General features: G+C 38.4%; 16 protein-coding genes. All 16 read right to left on the reverse strand.

The features are described 5' to 3' along the window. Nucleotides 1–120: 120 nt before the first annotated feature. Nucleotides 121–780: a phosphate signaling complex protein PhoU gene (gene phoU, locus DES38_RS07665; RefSeq protein ID WP_110251531.1), complete on the reverse strand. Its 660-nt coding sequence runs from the start codon at nt 778–780 to the stop codon at nt 121–123. Between the two features lie 21 nt (nt 781–801). After that, nucleotides 802–1608 carry a phosphate ABC transporter ATP-binding protein PstB gene (gene pstB, locus DES38_RS07670; protein WP_245881987.1) on the reverse strand — a complete coding sequence of 269 codons (807 nt, stop codon included), beginning with the start codon at nt 1606–1608 and terminating at the stop codon, nt 802–804. A 13-nt stretch (nt 1609–1621) separates the two neighbouring features. After that, the gene (gene pstA / locus DES38_RS07675; protein WP_110251532.1) at nt 1622–2506 is read right to left on the reverse strand and encodes a phosphate ABC transporter permease PstA; all 885 of its coding nucleotides are present in this window, start codon (nt 2504–2506) and stop codon (nt 1622–1624) included. After that, nucleotides 2506–3456, reverse strand: coding sequence for a phosphate ABC transporter permease subunit PstC (gene pstC, locus DES38_RS07680; protein WP_110251533.1), 951 nt, complete (start codon nt 3454–3456; stop codon nt 2506–2508). Before pstC ends, pstA begins: the two co-directional genes overlap by 1 nt. Nucleotides 3457–3521: 65 nt before the next feature. Beyond that, entirely contained in the window at nt 3522–4478 is a 957-nt protein-coding gene (locus DES38_RS07685; RefSeq protein WP_110251534.1) for a PstS family phosphate ABC transporter substrate-binding protein, read from the reverse strand. Between the two features lie 247 nt (nt 4479–4725). Beyond that, on the reverse strand, nt 4726–5184 hold the full coding sequence (gene dtd / locus DES38_RS07690; RefSeq protein WP_110251535.1) for a D-aminoacyl-tRNA deacylase: 459 nt from the start codon (nt 5182–5184) through the stop codon (nt 4726–4728). 14 nt (nt 5185–5198) lie between these two features. Then, nucleotides 5199–7397 carry a RelA/SpoT family protein gene (locus DES38_RS07695; protein WP_110251536.1) on the reverse strand — a complete coding sequence of 733 codons (2199 nt, stop codon included), beginning with the start codon at nt 7395–7397 and terminating at the stop codon, nt 5199–5201. 192 nt (nt 7398–7589) lie between these two features. Next, the gene (locus tag DES38_RS07700) at nt 7590–8102 is read right to left on the reverse strand and encodes an adenine phosphoribosyltransferase (RefSeq protein WP_110251537.1); all 513 of its coding nucleotides are present in this window, start codon (nt 8100–8102) and stop codon (nt 7590–7592) included. Further along, nucleotides 8092–10392 carry a single-stranded-DNA-specific exonuclease RecJ gene (recJ, locus tag DES38_RS07705; protein ID WP_110251538.1) on the reverse strand — a complete coding sequence of 767 codons (2301 nt, stop codon included), beginning with the start codon at nt 10390–10392 and terminating at the stop codon, nt 8092–8094. Before recJ ends, DES38_RS07700 begins: the two co-directional genes overlap by 11 nt. Before the next feature lie 60 nt (nt 10393–10452). Then, on the reverse strand, nt 10453–10773 hold the full coding sequence (locus DES38_RS07710; RefSeq protein ID WP_110251539.1) for a LapA family protein: 321 nt from the start codon (nt 10771–10773) through the stop codon (nt 10453–10455). Nucleotides 10774–10861: 88 nt separating this feature from the next. Further along, complete coding sequence (gene secDF, locus DES38_RS07715; RefSeq protein WP_110251540.1) at nt 10862–13117, reverse strand: protein translocase subunit SecDF; 2256 nt, start codon at nt 13115–13117, stop codon at nt 10862–10864. Between the two features lie 86 nt (nt 13118–13203). Next, nucleotides 13204–13488, reverse strand: a complete 285-nt coding sequence (locus DES38_RS07720) for a post-transcriptional regulator (protein WP_110251541.1) — start codon at nt 13486–13488, stop codon at nt 13204–13206. A 163-nt stretch (nt 13489–13651) separates the two neighbouring features. Next, nucleotides 13652–15190: a hypothetical protein gene (locus DES38_RS07725; RefSeq protein ID WP_110251542.1), complete on the reverse strand. Its 1539-nt coding sequence runs from the start codon at nt 15188–15190 to the stop codon at nt 13652–13654. Nucleotides 15191–15373: 183 nt separating this feature from the next. Next, entirely contained in the window at nt 15374–15649 is a 276-nt protein-coding gene (yajC, locus tag DES38_RS07730; RefSeq protein ID WP_110251543.1) for a preprotein translocase subunit YajC, read from the reverse strand. A gap of 17 nt (nt 15650–15666) precedes the next feature. Continuing rightward, nucleotides 15667–16806, reverse strand: a complete 1140-nt coding sequence (gene tgt, locus DES38_RS07735; RefSeq protein ID WP_110251544.1) for a tRNA guanosine(34) transglycosylase Tgt — start codon at nt 16804–16806, stop codon at nt 15667–15669. 31 nt (nt 16807–16837) lie between these two features. Beyond that, nucleotides 16838–17866 (reverse strand): tRNA preQ1(34) S-adenosylmethionine ribosyltransferase-isomerase QueA, encoded by a 1029-nt coding sequence (gene queA, locus DES38_RS07740; RefSeq protein ID WP_110251545.1) that lies wholly within the window; start codon nt 17864–17866, stop codon nt 16838–16840. Between the last annotated feature and the right edge of the window lie 44 nt (nt 17867–17910).

Genomic DNA, 17910 nt, shown 5'->3' on the forward strand with positions numbered 1-17910 from the left:
GCTGTCCATTTCTTATTTTTACGCATAAAAAACACTCCTAATAAAGTAGTAGAATTTTTATTATTTCTACTGTCTACTTTATTAGGAGCATATCAATATATTCTGGTGACGTCTTTTCTATTAACGATTCAAATCAAACGTTTCACCTTTTACTAAGTACATAATGTTTTCAGCAACATTGGTGAGGTGGTCACCAAATCGTTCAATATAACGCGCACAAAATGCAACTTGCATAATTAATTGAATTTCAACACTACGATTGGCGGAATTTGACAACATATCTTTCAATACTTTACCGAATAATTCATCAATTTTATCATCTTCGTCTGACAATTGCTTTGCTTTATGAATATCCTCTTCATTGTATGCTTCAATAGCCAAATCAATCATCGCATTTGCAATTTTCGCCATATCTGTCAAACGCGGATCAATTGTTAGATGATGATCGGGACCTAAATGTATCGCAGAACGCGCAATATTTTTCGCGTTATCTGCCATTCGCTCAATATCCGTCGCTAAACGAATAGCCGCAATCAGTTTTCGTAAATCGGTTGCTACCGGTTGTTGTTTCGCGATCAATAGGATTGCAGATTCATTAATAGCTAAATCCAATTCATCCAGCGCCTTGTCGTCTTCAATCAATTGTTTCGATTCATCAATATCAGAAGCATACAACGCTTTAACCGAACGATTGAGTTGTTCTTGACTTGCTTTTAATAAGGCAATCACCTTTTGTTTCACTTCATTTAATTCGTTTTCAAACTGCTCTCTACCTGCCATGTTTATCTATTCCTCCTCAATTTAACCAAAGCGCCCTGTAATGTAGTCTTCCGTCCGTTTATCTTTCGGATTTTGGAAAATAGCATCAGTTTCATCATATTCAATTAATTCACCATTCAACATGAATGCTGTTTTATCAGAAATACGGGCTGCTTGTTGCATGTTGTGTGTAACAATTACAATTGAAAAATCTTTTTTTAATTCTTGGATTAATTCTTCTACTTTTAAAGTAGATTTGGGATCTAAAGCTGAGGTCGGTTCATCCATAAGAATAACGTCAGGTTCAATTGCTAATGCACGCGCAATACAAAGACGCTGTTGCTGACCGCCAGATAGACCGTAGGCATTTTCTTTTAAGCGGTCCTTTACTTCTTCCCAAATTGCGGCCCCTTTTAAACTACTTTCAACAATTGTATCCAATGTTTTTTTATCTTTTATCCCATGAATTCTCGGACCATATGCAACATTATCATAAATTGATTTCGGAAATGGATTTGGTTTTTGAAAAACCATGCCCACTTTTGTACGTAAATCTTCTACCATAAAAGAACGATCTAAAATATTTTGGTCACGGTAGCTAATTTTTCCGGAAGTTTTCACACTAGGTACCAATTCGACCATTCGATTTAATGTTTTTAAAAACGTTGATTTACCACAACCAGACGGTCCAATGATTGCTGTAACCTTTTTTTCATAAATGGGAAAGTTAATATTTTTTAATGCATGTGTATCACCATACCATAAATTTAAGTCATCTGTATTATAAACAACAGCCGTATTTTCTTTTTCATTCGCTTTTGCTTTAACTTCTGAAACGTATTTCATCATTGAAGACTCCCCTTTAATATCGTCTTTGGAATTTATTTCGGATAATGATTGCAACTGAGTTAAGAATGAATAGCATGAGCAATAGGACAATAATCGTTGCAGATGCTAAAAATTTATACTCTTCTACGAGCGATGAATCTAGTGTCCAATAATAAATTTGCATTGGTAACACGGTAAAGCGATCCATTAAACCATTAGGAAATGGAAGTAATAACGCTGGAATCCCAAGCACAACAAGTGGTGCCGTTTCGCCAATCGCGCGAGACAAGGCTAGAATGGTTCCAGTTAGAATACCTGGTAACGATGCTGGGAGTATTATATTTTTAACAGTTTGCCATTTAGTGGCCCCTAAACCAATCGATGCTTCGCTTAAAAAACCTGGTACTGCTCGAATCGCTTCTTGGCTAGAAACAATCACAATTGGTAATACAAGCAAGGATAGGGTTAATCCGCCTGCTAAAACGACACTTCCTAGATTTAAAGCAGAAGCAAAAATAGTCATTCCTAAAATACCATAAACAATCGACGGAACACCCGATAAATTTGAGATATTCGTTTGAATGATTGCTTGGAATTTGCCTTTTTTTGCGTACAATTCATTATAAATGGCAGTGGCAATCCCTAAAATCATCGTAACGGGAACAACGACCGCCATAAGCCACATTGTTCCTAAAATAGCACCCATAATCCCCGCGCGATCTGGGTCTGTTGATAGCTTTCCGGTTAAGAAATTCCAATCGATAAATCGAATCCCTTCAGAAATCACTTGATATAGTAACACACCTAACACCATGATTCCAAACGTCGTTGCTAAAAAGAAAATCGCTTTAAAGATATTATTACTCATCACGCGACGTTTCATTCGTGCTTTTACTTTTTGATCTGTTAAACTATGCATTAATATTCCTCCCTAAAGCGACGAGAAATGTATCGAGCCAGTACATTCATTAGTAAAGTGAAAACAAATAGTGTCATCGCAACAGCGTATAAGCTGTAATAAATTGTTGAACCTGGGCTTGCATCCCCGCCTGCAACTTCAACGACATAAGCGGTCATTGTTTGCATCGATTGCGTTAAATCAAATGTGAAGTTCTTTGAACTACCACTAGCGATTGCGACAATCATGGTCTCACCAATCGCACGTGAAATCCCTAAAACAAAAGAAGCAACAATTCCAGAGAATGCAGCTGGAACTACGACCCTTAATGTAACCTCGAGTTTAGTTGCGCCTAGCGCTAAGGCTCCTTCACGCATGGCGTTAGGTACGCTGCTCATCGCGTCTTCCGAAAGTGATGCAATCATCGGGATAATCATAATCCCCATCACTAAACCTGGTGCTAAAATATTCGTTGCACCTAGTTCAGGAATAAATTGACGTAAGAATGGCGTAACAAATGTAAAAGCAAAAAAACCATAAACAATCGTCGGAATACCCGCAAGAACTTCTAGTGCAGGTTTTAAAGTCCGGCGTGTTTTATCCGTTGCATATTCACTTAAGTAAATAGCAGTCATCATCCCGATTGGTCCTGCTACGACCATGGCAATCAGAGAAGAAATTATTGTTCCATTCACAAGCGGTAACACACCAAATTCAGGATTTTGACTCAACGGTCTAAGTACTGTGCCTGTAAAAAATTCAATAATTGAAACGCGTTGGAAAAATTCAAACGTCTCTGAAATCAAAACAAATACAATACCTACTGTTGTGAGAATCGAGACCATCGCAAACACGAGTAATATACTCGGTACTGCTTTTTCTCCAAAAGAAAGTAAAGATTTTTTTTGCTTGTTTTTTTCAATTAAGCTTTTTACACGCACAGTCTGCGTCTGTTCTTCTTTATTATTCACTTTAAACCCACCTTTTTATAAAGCGTGACAAGTTGAGCGGGTATCCGCTCAACTCGTCAAACCATCTATTCAGTTAATCCTTTTAAGAAATCTACTTCTGTTTGAACCTCTTCTTCAGGCAACGGTGCGAAACCAGTTTCACCTGCGAAGGTGTTGACATTCTCCATTAAATAAATAGCATAATCTAACACTTGCGCTTTTTCTTCCGCATGATTCAAGTTCAAGTAAGTAAAGACTGGACGTGTAAATGGTGCATAAGCGCCGTCCTCACTAATTGTGTCTAACGATGGTTCAACCGGTCCATCACCAAAGTCAACATGTACAGCCCCTAATTGATCTTGATTGTTTACATAATATCCAAAACCAAAGAATCCAATGGCGTTTTCATCTTGATTCACTAACGTAACTAGGGTTGAATAATCTTGTTGAAGATCAACATCTGATTTTAAATCTGCTTCTTCTAAAATACTTTCATAGAAAAATTCATAGGTTCCGTGATTTTCATTTGGACCATATGTGTTAATTTTCTCATCTGGCCATTCAGGATTAATGTCCGACCAGTTGTTAATGTCACTATCTGCTTTAAAAATATTAATGACTTGCTCTTCTGTTAATTCAGTTGCCCAGTCATTATCAGGGTGAATAACAAATGTCAAACCATCTAGTGCAACTTTCAATTCTTTTACTTCAATTCCTAATTCATCTGCTGTTTGTTGTTCTTCTGTTTTGATTTGTCGAGAGGCATCGTTAAAATCCGTGCCATCTTCTTCTAAGAATTTCTTGAATCCAGCACTTGTACCAGATCGAGCAACTTCAACTGAAACACCTTCGCCTTCAGTCAACATGTACTCTTCCGCAATACGAGCCATTAAAGGATATACCGTACCAGAACCGTCTACTGCAACACTACCTGACAACTCATCAGTGCTCTCAGCATCCGATGAATCGTCACCACATGCAACCAAAACACTTGATAACACGACTAAAGCTAAAGTAAGTAAAAGCCATTTCATTTTTTTCATAAGATACGTCCTCCTTGTATTTGCTTTCTCTTTTTTAATGCGGCTTATCTTTGCCACACATTCATCATAACTGATGAACATGAAGCTATCGTTAATTGAATGTAAAGAACATGTAAACTTCATAAAGGTCACCCGTGTCCCCTTAATTTGCGTTTTACTCCTTATGTATGCCTAAATGTAATGGGTAACCACGTAAAAAAGCATGAAGAATGCAACTTCTGCAAACTTCGTGCTTTTTATTGTCTACCTAACCTTTCTTATGACGTTCTTCGCTATCAATCACTAACGTTACCGGCCCATCATTCACTAATTCAACATCCATCATTTCACCAAACCGACCTGTTTCAACAGGTACACCTAAAGCTTCCACCTGCTCATTAAAATAGTGATAAAGTGGTTCTGCAACATCAGGCTTTGCTGCTTCCATAAAGTTTGGCCGCCGGCCTTTACGGGTGTCGCTGTATAAAGTGAACTGAGAAATCGAAAGAACCGCACCCTTAAAAGCCAAAACAGAGTCATTCATTTTTCCATTCTCATCCTCAAATACACGCAGGTGTACTAACTTGTTTGCTAAGTAATTGGCATCATCTTTTGTATCTGTATGCGTGATTCCTACTAAGACAACACATCCGGCTTTAATGGCACCGACAACTTCTTGATTAACGGTAACTTGTCCTTCCTTTACGCGCTGAACAACAATCTTCACACTAACAATCCTTTCTATTGAATCACACGCTCAACGGTGTAAACATCTTTAATTTGTTTTAATCGCTCAACAACTTTACGTAAATGTTGAACATTCTGGATAAGAATCGTTAAATGAATGATTACCATTTTGTTTCGGTCTGATTTCCCGTTCACTCCGATAATGTTTGTACCAATTTCGTTCACACTCTGTAGCACATCATTCAGTAACCCACGACGATCATATCCGGAAATCTCAATATCGACATGATATTGTTTTTGTGATGTTTGATTGTCTTCCCATTCCACTGTTAGGAGTCGATCTTTTGCTTCTTCAACATTTACGTTTGGACAATCTTTACGATGCACGGTCACACCGCGTCCTTTTGTGATAAACCCAACAATTTCATCACCCGGTACCGGATTACAACATTTTGCTAAGCGAACAAGTAGATTGTCAACACCCTCAACTTTTACACCAGAAGGTTTACCTTTAGATGGTTTAGCTTTTTGTTTTTGTTGCACCTTCTCAATACTTTCTTCTAACTCTTGTTTAGCTTCTTTTTGGCGGAATTTATCCGTTAAGCGGGTCGCAATTTGTGAAGCAGTAATGCCTTGATACCCAACTGCTGCATACATATCTTCAACACTTATAAAGTTAAAACGATCGGCAATATTTTGCAAGTTTTCAGTATTCAACACTTCTTTAGGATCGAAACCTGTATGTCGTACTTCTTTATCGACAAGTTCTTTCCCTTTCACAACATTTTCTTCACGTTGCTGTTTTTTAAAGAATTGTTTAATTTTATTTTTCGCTTGTGATGTTTGCGTCATTTTCAACCAATCGCGTGAAGGGCCATACGAATGCTTCGATGTCATTACTTCAACAATATCCCCATTATGCAATTGATAATCGAGTGGCTCCATCTTCCCGTTTACGCGAGCACCGATTGTGTGGTTTCCCACTTCAGTGTGGATTTTAAAAGCGAAATCAATCGGTACGGAACCTTTTGGTAATTCGATAACATCACCTTTAGGGGTAAACACGTAAACAAGATCGGCAAATAATTCTACCTTAAGTGATTCCATAAATTCTTCTGCATCATGCGTATCACTTTGCGATTCTAAAATTTCTCTGAACCATGCCAGTTTTTCTTCGGGATTTGCTTTTCCTTTATTTAATGCTTTACCCTCTTTATATGCCCAATGGGCTGCAATCCCGTATTCAGCAATCTCATGCATATCTTTGGTGCGAATTTGGACCTCGAGTGGTGCACCTTTCGGTCCAATGACCGTTGTGTGCAGCGATTGATAAAGGTTTGGCTTCGGCATCGCAATATAATCTTTAAATCGACCAGGCATCGGTTTCCAACAAGTATGAATAATACCAAGTACCGCATAACAATCTTTGATGCTATCAACAATAATCCGCACTGCGAGTAAATCGTATATTTCATTGAATTGTTTATTTTGTAGAACCATCTTACGATAAATGCTATACAAATGTTTAGGACGTCCTGAAAATTCAGCATCAATGCTGACATCTGATAATTGATTTTTCACTTCTGTAATAACTTGTTCTAAATACTGTTCACGTTCTTCTCGCTTTTGTTTCATTAGATTAACAATACGATAATACTGTTGCGGATTTAAATAACGCAAGCTTGCATCTTCCAGCTCCCATTTAATTGCTGAAATACCTAATCGATGAGCAAGTGGTGCGAATATTTCTAACGTTTCATTTGCAATACGTCGCTGTTTTTCTGGTGGGAGATGTTTAAGTGTACGCATGTTGTGCATCCGGTCAGCTAATTTAATTAATATCACACGGATATCTTTTGACATTGCAACAAACATTTTTCGGTGATTTTCGGCCTGTTGTGCTTCTTTCGACTTGTATTCGATCTTTCCAAGTTTTGTTACACCATCAACCAGCATTGCTACTTCATTACTAAATGCCTCAGCAATTTCCTCTAGGGTAATTGGTGTATCTTCAACGACATCGTGCAAAAAGCCACTCGCAACGGTTTCTTTGTCTAAACCTAACTCAACAAGAATACCTGCGACTTGGATAGGGTGAATAATATATGGTTCCCCCGACCGTCTGAATTGCTCTTTATGGGCTTCTTCTGCATATAGGTAAGCGCGTTTGACAAATGCGACGTCATCTTTTGAAAGATAAGTTGTTGCTTGATCAAGCACTTCCTCCGCTGTTAATATTTTGTCTCTTCCCATAATTATCACCCTAGCCCCTTTTTAAATTCGATTTATATCTCTTTTCCTGTGTTGTTATCATAACATGAATGTCTCATATTTTATATTATTTTAAAAGTAACTGTAAATAGCAACTTTCCTGATCAACGTATATATGTAATAAGAATTATATGTATATAAAAGCACACCTAAAGGCAAGGTGTGCTTTTGTGCTTAATATTGCATTAACGTAAGAACATCGTTACCTTTTAACTTATCTCGACCATTGAGGTAAGTTAATTCAATCAAGAATGCACAACCGACAACCACACCACCAAGTTCTTCGACAAGTTTGATTGTCGCTTCAATTGTTCCACCAGTCGCTAATAAATCATCCGTTATCAACACGCGTTGACCGGGTTTAATCGCATCTTTGTGTATCGTCAATACATCTTTTCCATATTCTAAGCCGTAATCAACTTTAATCACTTCGCGTGGTAGTTTACCCATTTTACGTACTGGTGCAAAACCAATCTCAAGCGCATAAGAAACTGGGCAACCAACAATAAAACCACGAGCTTCAGGTCCGACAACGATGTCGACATCTTTTTCTTTAGCATAAGCGACAATTTCATCAACAGCTGATTTATAGGCAGTTCCATTATCCATCAATGTTGTAATGTCTTTAAATTGCACCCCTTTTTTCGGCCAATCTTCAACAACGGTAATATACTGTTTATAATCCATAAACGTTTTCCTCCTCTATAGAGTCGTATGACTCTATCTGACTCAATAGCCAAGTTTTTAAATGATGATAATTTGAATAATATAACATATCTTCAACTTCTTTTTTTTCAAGCATTGCTTGATAGCGAAGTGATGCTGTTAACGGTTGTTTTTCAACATCAGCATTTACCGTCACAACGTCTCCATTCATTCTAACAAAGTCCAGCTCAGAAAACACTTGAATTATACACTCAATTTTATTTAATTTCCACCCTTTGTGACGAATTACCAAAGAATCTTCTGTTTTTCGATGATACGTCTCTTTTTTCAAGATGTAACCATAAAGCCACTTAAACTCTTCTCTAGACGGTATTGCAGCTAAAAAGTCATCATTGGCTTGAAAGCAGAGATAGATATCTTCTGGCGTTGTCTTTTGCAAAAGGTTTGAAAAATCGACGAGTTTATCCGGTAAATCAACAACGACTAACTGTTTGATTTGTTGATTTTCTTCAAGCATTTGGTGAGATTTACTGGTGAATGACGGACCAATTACTGGTTGATTAAAATGCACCACTTGATAATCCTCCGTCAATTTAGCATGCAAATCTTTCTGCCAAAATTTACGACCACGAAAATCGTGAATTTGCCGTTCCGTTATTCGTACATCTTCAATCATAAATTGGACAGAGCGCGCATTATTCCATTCATTTATTTCTAATCGGCCAATACACTCAATTTCAGCATCTGGATGCATATCCGCATAAAGTTCACCCATACCAAAACCAATTGCATTGAGTTGATGTTGATCTTTTTCAAGTTGTAATTTTAAGTGCGATTTATCAGCGCCTATTTGTCGCTTCTCCTTTGGAAAAGCTTTTAGATAAAAAACAGGTTTAGGGTTAGCCATCCCAAAGGGAGCTAATTGGTTCAAGTCCTCAACTGATTGAATCACCAACTGTTTAAGGTCAAGCTTAGCATCAACCGTTACCTGTTCTTTATAATCTCCTGGTGCTAAACTATTTTCAGCAATTGCATTGAGGGCTTCTCTCACAGTCTCAATATTCTCAATAGTAAGAGTCATTCCTGCGGCTTGGGCATGACCACCAAAAGCAATGAAATATTCACGTATGTCCATGCCGTGCTTAAACAGATCAAATGCATCGATGCTTCGAGCAGATCCTTTAGCAATGCCATCAGCTTCTTTAATTGTTAAGCAAAGCACCGGTCGTTGGTACTTTCGTAATAACCGTGAAGCAACAATGCCTAGTACCCCTTCATTCCATCCCGCTTTTGCGACAACAATAACGTTTTGATGCAATTCCGGTGCTTGTTCTACCAAGGCCTCTGCTTCACTTGCAATTGTTTTTACAATAGCTTGTCGCTCTTGATTAGTTTGATTGATCTGCTCAGCTAAGGCTTTTGCTTCAGCGACGTCATGTGTTAACAGCAACTCAACCGCTGGCGCAGCATGACCCAGACGTCCGACCGCGTTTAAACGAGGTCCTAAGCCAAAACCAACATCCTGTTCACTTACTTGATCATGAATACCTGAGACTTCTTTTAAAGCAATTAGACCAAGTCGATCCGTCCGCGTTAACATCTCCATCCCAAACTTGGCTAATATTCTATTCTCACCTTCTAGTGGAACCAAGTCTGCAATCGTTCCAATCGCAACCAAATCTAAAAATTGCTCTGGAAAATAACCGAGTAAATGTTGACTCAATTTAAAAGCAACACCTACACCCGCCAACGTTTTAAACGCATAGTTTGGTGACACTTTCGGATGAATTACTGCCAACACATCTGGAACCGTACCTTGCACTTCGTGATGATCTGTAATAATCACATCAAGACCAAGTGCTTTTGCTTTCTCAAAGGACTCAAAAGCAGCAATACCGGTATCCACAGTAATAATTAATGAAAAACCGTCTGCAGCAATTTTCTCAATCGCTTGTGGATTCGGACCATAACCTTCACTAAATCGATTAGGTATGTAATAGTCGCATGCTGCACCCAATTCGAGCAAGGTTTCCATGATCAAGGCCGTGGACGTTACGCCATCGGAGTCATAATCACCAAATACCATGATTTTTTCATCTGTTTCGATGGCACGCTCAATACGTAATTGCGCTTTATCTATATCTTGTAATAAAGATGGCTCAAGTAAATCCATTAAAGATGGCTTTAGAAATGCTTCTTTTTCTTTATCAGATGATAGCCCACGTCTATCTAACAAGTCCATTATCATTTGAGCTGGTGCTACTTCTTCACTCATTTTATTAAATAACCAATTTTTCTTACTTTCTAACATAAATTCACCCCTGACTCGTCTATTATACTAGACAATGTCAGGGGGTTCAAATGTCGTTAACTATTCAATCACTTCGACATCTGCTTCTTCAGTATCCTTTGAATCGGATGCATCGTAAGACACAGCAGTTTGTGCGCGAAGCTGTTGGTTTTCCTCTTGCAATTGACGCATTTTTTTCTTTACACCAATTAAATGATAAATCCCAAAACCACCGGTGATTAAACCACCAAGTAGTGTCGACACCAAGATCACTAAAATGAGTGGTGACTCACTTTGGAAAAATAAATAATTCACTTCTACAGCTTCTACGTTAATAACCGCGAAAGTCGCTACAATTAATGCAAAAAGTAAAGCTAAAATAATGTACGTTTGCCCTTTCATATCTTCACCTCATTTACTAAAAAATAACGACAAGTTCAGTTATATTTACCACATGAGCGAGAAATTCAAACCTCAAAAGGTCAGTACGTTAAACTTGTGGTTGATCATTCCGTTGTTTTTCAACATAAACAATTGGTTTTTCTTTAATGTTGCGACCGCGAATGACTAACCATAATTGAGCAGCAATAAATAGCGAAGAATATGTCCCAGCGAGTAAACCAATCACTAATGCGAAAGAAAAGTTCGTGATAGCTGTTGCCCCAAAGAATAGTAGGAAGCCAGCTGCAACAATAACAGTCAAGACTGTATTGATACTTCTTGCAAGAGTTTGCATTAAACTATCGTTAACAATATCAGCTAATACATCAAAAGAGCGCACGCGTTTACGAATTTTAAGGTTTTCTCGAATTCGGTCAAAAGTAACAATCGTATCATTGATTGAATAACCCACAATCGTCAAAATTGCCGCGATGATGGTAACATTGAATTCAACTTGCGTCACACTAAAGAAAGCGAGAATCAAGAAGGCATCATGCATCAAGGCAATAATCGCCGTTAAAGCAAAGTAAAATTCAAAGCGAATGGTAACATAAATAACAATAAAGATTGATGCAATAACAACGGCTAATAAGGCATTTCGTGCCAATTGTTGACCAACGACTGGAGAAACTGTACTAATATTTGCTTCGGTATCATAGACGCCAGAGAAATATTCACGAACTTCGGCAACTTCTTGTTGATTGAGTTGATCATCAAGACGAATAATCGAAATTTCATTGTCGTTTCCTGCATAACTTAAATTCTCAATATCGTAAGTAAGTGTTTCAAAGTGATCATTCATCTCATTTTCACTGACTTGTGTTGTTGTATTTATTTCAATCCGGGTACCACTCGTGAAATCAACACTTAAGTTTAACCCCATAATCAATAACGATAAGATTCCAACAACAATCATTACCCCACTACCGATGAAGAATTTTTTCCGGTGAGTAACAAAGTTAAAACGCCGACCAAATACTTTAGGTGCAATAGCATCTGGATTATTAATATCTTGAATATCGTCTTTTTTCACACCAAACCAACTTTGACGTTTATTAAGCACACGACTCTTAATCCATAGCCCTAAGAATAGACGGGAAATAAAAACGGTTGTAACAAAACTTAAAACGATACTTACAATGAGTAAGGTTGCAAATCCTTTAACTGAACTTGTTCCGTAAATAAACAGGACTGTTGCAGCAATTAAAGTTGTAATATTCGCATCTAAAATTGTTGACAACGAGTTTTTATTAGCTGACTCAAAGGCCGCAATCATTGTTTTCCCCTGTTTCAATTCTTCTTTCATACGTTCAAACGTAATAATATTTGCATCCACTGCCATTCCGACCCCTAAGATAAGCGCGGCAATCCCTGGTAGCGTTAAGACACCATTCATCCAGCCAAATACTAACATCACTAAGTAAATATATAGGCTTAATGTAATGATAGAAATGATCCCACCAAAACGGTAATAGCCTAGCATAAATAAGAAAATAAATAAGACACCTAAGATACCTGCAAAGACGGTTTGATCAAGGGCTTCAACACCAAATTGTGCCGAAACAGAGGTCGAATACTCTTCAGTAAGATCGACTGGTAATGAACCGGCATTTAAAATATCAGCCATTCGTTGCGCTTCATCAATGGAGAAGTTTCCATCAATTTGAACCGTTGAACTATTAATAACCTGCGAAATCGCCGGCGCAGAAATAAATTTCGGGTCTTGTTTTTGAGCTTCCTCGTAATAGGTATCACCTTCTTGATAATCTAACCAGATCACCAGTTGATTGGCTAAATCATCATCTTCAAGAATTGAACGTGTAATATCTCCAAATAATGCGCCATCTTTTAAAGCGAGCGTTACGATGGGCTGGTTTGTCGTTGGATCAAAATCTTGTTGCGCGCCACCTTCTTGTAAATCAGCGCCTGAAAGGCGTTCAACATCTTCTACATCACGGAAAGAAAGACGTGCAGATGTTTGCAACAATTCTCTTGCTTCATCTTCATTTTCAATCCCAGCAAGTTGGACACGCACACGATTCGGTTCTTCAATCGTGAAATTCGGTTCGCTTACACCTAACACATCGACCCGTTGACGAAGTGATTCAACGGTTGCTTCGAGAATACTTTCATTAATTTCTTGTTCATCATCTAAAGGTTCGACTTCATAAAGAATCTCAACCCCACCTTGAAGATCAAGGCCTAACTTTAAATCATCTGTTACGTCAAATATTGTGGTTCCAATTACAACTGCTAAAGTAATCACCATAATAAAAAAGGCAATTAACCGTCTTTTCTTAATCATATGTATCTGTTCCTCTCATTTTTAAAAATTGACGTTATTTAACCACTTACGTCCTCATGTATTATTTCAGTTTTATGACCTGTTTGTCAATGATTGTTAAGCACTTGACTAATTGAATCACCTAAATCATCCTTTTGATAACTTTGCATCGTTAAGTAGCTCATAAAAACATGACCATTTAAGTGAAAGATATCTTCGACAACTTGATGTAATGGTAGATCGATATCTTTTTTCCATTTTTTACGCATTAAACACGCCCAAACATTTTCTATCTCTGCTTCATCAAAGCCAAGATACTTGAGTTCATCTACTTTACTATCAATTACACGTGACACTCTATTTTTCCATGCGGATACAGGCTGAATCTCCATTTTGTATGCCTCCGTTTCATCTTGAAAAATGCAACTAATCTTATTGTATAGCACTTTTTTACTTTTGAGAAGACAAAGCATCACTTAAAAATCAAAAATGCAATTAAAAACATCATTCTTATGCCTTTTGATAGGGCACAAGAATGATGTGTTTTTTAATCTCTTACAAGAAAATAACTGATGCTATGATACCAATTAAACCAGCAAAAGCTAAAATATAGACAGGTAACTTTGGCATTTCTTCATTATTTTCCATCGCACGCCCAAACATAAAGAAAACAAATGGGTGGACGAGGAACGTCATTGAGAAGGTAAAGGTAATCAGTCCGGCAGAAGCTGACCCAAACATACCTTCTTGGATCCCCGCAAATAAACCAAAGTGCGAAATCGCGCTTGCTTTTGCCATCGCACTAAATTCCAATGACATCGAACTGAAACTTAGCAGTATCAAACCACCAAAAATTGCAATCAGTTGCCAGCCAAAGCCAAATTGAAGCAGTGACTTCATTTCTGCTCGATCATCTTTGTTCGGTACTTTCATGTTTTTTAGACCATAAATTAGGAGAACAACACCGATCAGTGCCATAACAATTGAGGGAATCATGAGTAACGACCCACGCTCAGAACTTATCGCAAGAATTGAAAATACAAAAATATGCATCGCAAAGGGAATGTTTACGAGCATCGGTGCCCGATTAGCTGCGCGTTTACCTAAATCACCGGCGGTACATGCTCCTGTTAAACCAGTATGTGATAATGCACCGGCCATTCCAGGTGCCAGATTTCGTACTGCACTTGTTTTTCCAAAGTACATCATCAAGGCCATTCCACCGAACATCCAAAAAATCTGTCCGAAAAATCCATAACCCAATACTGCTCCTGTTCCTGACATTTCAAATACTTCACTAATTCGCGATCCACCAACCATGAAATTAGCTGCTAACACAACCGGTATCCCGGCAAAAAGTAACGCTTTGATTGTTGGTCCAAAGACATAACCATAAAAAATCATACCAAGCACAGTAGCTACTACCATCGCGAAAAAGATTGATGGCAAGGCAACAATGCTATTAACGAGAATCGATAAATGATAAGCAATGATTAAAATACCAATAATGACAACAATCTCTAAGACACCTTTTCGAATGTATAAAGGTTTTTCTAAGATTTTCGCTCGACTATCAATAAGAATAATCGAACCGACAAGACCTAAGTATGCCATTATTGGATAGTAACTCGCAAGGGACCCTGTATTTGTCCCTAAAATTAACCGCGTAACTGCTTCGATACCAATTAGCAAGAAGAATGAACGCACAATAAGCACCATCTGTGTCCGAGTGGTTCCAAGTACAGCTTCTTCTTCACTATGTATGAGTAAATCTTTTGTTGTTCCTGGCTTATTACCGAAAATTTTTCTGATTTCTTGCCCACCGACGAAGAAGGTGACGATAAGAGCAATGTTTGTTGTCTTGGAAATGAGTTCGACAACTGGGAATTGTAGAAGACCAGGTTCTGCTAAGTCACTACTTACAAGAACAAAGCCCATGGCTAAACCGAAGATAACAATGATGAGGATTGGTGAATAACGTGTACCAGCAACGACCGTCCTCGCAATCAGTATCATTGGAACCAGTAAAAAAAGTGACAACAAAAAGTGATTCAGTAACTGTAAACTATCTACTTGTTGAATCAATTGATCCATGTAAAAACTCCTCTCAAATAATTAATATATACCCTTATATCATAATCGAATTTTGTGAAAGGGTAAACATATTATCATGTTTGTCACAATATTGACAAATTTAAAATTTAATGTATAAATTATCCAATCTATTCAATTAAAAACGCACACTATTTATATCAAATAGTGTGCGCTTACGTTTACTTATGCGTCTGTTTTCACAGTACGAATTGCTGAACGATCATAACGTAAATTATGACCTTCGCTTGCTTTAATCACCACAACGTCCTCATCAATTGCTTCAACCGTACCGTGTAAACCACCGATTGTTACAACTGCATCGCCTTTTTGCAAATTAGATTGCATATTTGAAACTTGCTTCTGGCGTTTTTGCTGCGGGCGAATCAAGAATAGATAAAACACAACCACCATCAAAATGATTGGTGATAAACCAGCTAATAACTGTCCAATATCTCCCATATTATTGCCTCCTTCCACTAAAAGTTTTTCGCATTAGGTTTGTTAAAACCATATTGTTCAAAGAAAGCTTCTCTGAAATCACCTAAACGATCTTCTCTGATCGCTTGTCGGACCTGCTCCATTAAGTTTACCAGAAAATATAGATTATGATAAGAGGTAAGTCTCAAACCAAATGTTTCATCTGCTTTAATTAAGTGACGAATATAAGCACGACTATAATTTTTACACGTGTAGCAATCACAATTTGGATCAAGCGGGCCAAAGTCACGTGCATATTTTGCATTGCGCACAACCACTCGGCCTTCCGAAGTCATACACGTGCCGTTACGCGCGATTCGAGTCGGTAAGACACAGTCAAACATGTCCACACCTCGAATGGCACCATCAATTAATGAATCCGGTGAACCGACGCCCATTAAGTACCGTGGTTTATCGTTAGGTAAAAGCGGTGTGGTAAATTCTAAGACTCGATTCATCACATCTTTCGGTTCACCAACAGACAAACCGCCAATTGCATAACCCGGAAAATCAAGTGACGTCAAATCGCGCGCACTTTGACGGCGCAAGTCTTCGTATTCACCACCTTGAATAATTCCAAATAAACCTTGGTCATTTTGACGTTGATGTGCACTTAAGCAGCGTTCAGCCCAGCGACTCGTGCGTTCGACAGAACTTTTCATATATTTGTGTTCAGCAGGATACGGTGGACACTCATCGAAGGCCATCATAATATCTGAGCCCAGTGAATTTTGAATGTGCATCGCTTTTTCTGGCGAAAGAAACAGCTTCTCACCACTGATATGATTTCTAAAATGAACACCTTCCTCTTCAATTTTTCTTAAATCGCTCAAGCTGAAGACTTGGAAACCACCAGAGTCGGTTAAGATAGATCCATTCCAGTTCATAAACTTGTGTAAGCCACCGGCCTCTTCGATAATGTCTTCACCTGGGCGCAGCCATAAATGATAGGTATTAGAAAGAATTATTCCTGCCCCAATCTCTGTTAATTCTTCGGGACTCATAGTTTTTACAGTCGCCAGTGTCCCTACTGGCATAAAAACTGGTGTTTCAAAGGAACCGTGCGGCGTATGCACACGTCCTAAACGGGCACCCGTTTGTTTACATGTTTTAATTAATTCATAACGAATCGCTGTCACAATTTTTCCTACTTTCTTTATTTCAGTCCTGTTATTTGATAAACATTGCATCGCCAAAGCTAAAGAAGCGATATTTTTCTGTAATAGCTGCGTGATATGCTTCCATGATGAAATCACGATCACTCAAAGCGCTAACTAACATGACCAACGTCGATTTAGGTAAATGGAAATTAGTAATCAAGCCATCAATGGCTTTAAATTGGTATGGTGGATAAATAAAGATATCTGTCCAACCTGAAGCCTCGACAATCTTACCCTCATGGTCCCGTGCAATTGTCTCTAAGGTGCGTGTTGACGTGGTCCCCACTGCAAACACACGATTTCCACGATTTTTCACCGCTTGTATTTTAGCAGCTTCTTCAGCTGTAACCAAATAAAACTCAGAGTGCATGTCATGCTTTTCAGGGTCGGTGACACTCACCGGTCTAAAAGTGCCCAGACCGACATGAAGCGTGACAAAGGCAATTTCAATTCCCTGTTGTTGCGCTTGTTCAAGGAGGGCATTTGTAAAATGTAACCCAGCAGTCGGGGCAGCTGCTGAGCCTTCTTCTTTTGCATAGACCGTTTGATAACGATCTTGGTCCTCCAGTTGCTCCTTAATGTAAGGTGGCAAAGGCATTTCCCCAAGCTCAGTCAAGACCTCTAAAAAGATCCCTTCATAGCTAAAACGCACCAGGCGTCCACCGTGTTCTAAGACATCAGTGCATGTAGCCATCAATTTCCCTTGACCAAAGCTTATCTTAGTGCCTACTTTAACTTTCTTCGCCGGTTTAACAAGGACTTCCCATGCATCGTCTTGTTTTTGGGTTAGTAAAAGCATTTCAACTTTAGCGCCGGTGTCCTCTTTTATCCCATACAATCGTGCGGGCAAGACTTTTGTATTATTAAGAACCAAACAATCACCAGCATTTAAGTAATCTAGAATATCTTTAAAATGACGGTGCTCAATTGTACGTGAAGCACGGTCCATCACTAGTAAACGGGATGCTGTACGGTCAAGCAACGGCGTCTGTGCAATTAACTCTTCCGGTAGATCAAAATCAAAATCTTCTATATTCATAAATCTTCTCCTTAGTGTGTTGTCATCTCTACTAGTTTAACGGT

Origin of the sequence: Streptohalobacillus salinus (assembly GCF_003201605.1) — a bacterium.
GTDB lineage: Bacteria > Bacillota > Bacilli > Bacillales > Amphibacillaceae > Streptohalobacillus > Streptohalobacillus salinus.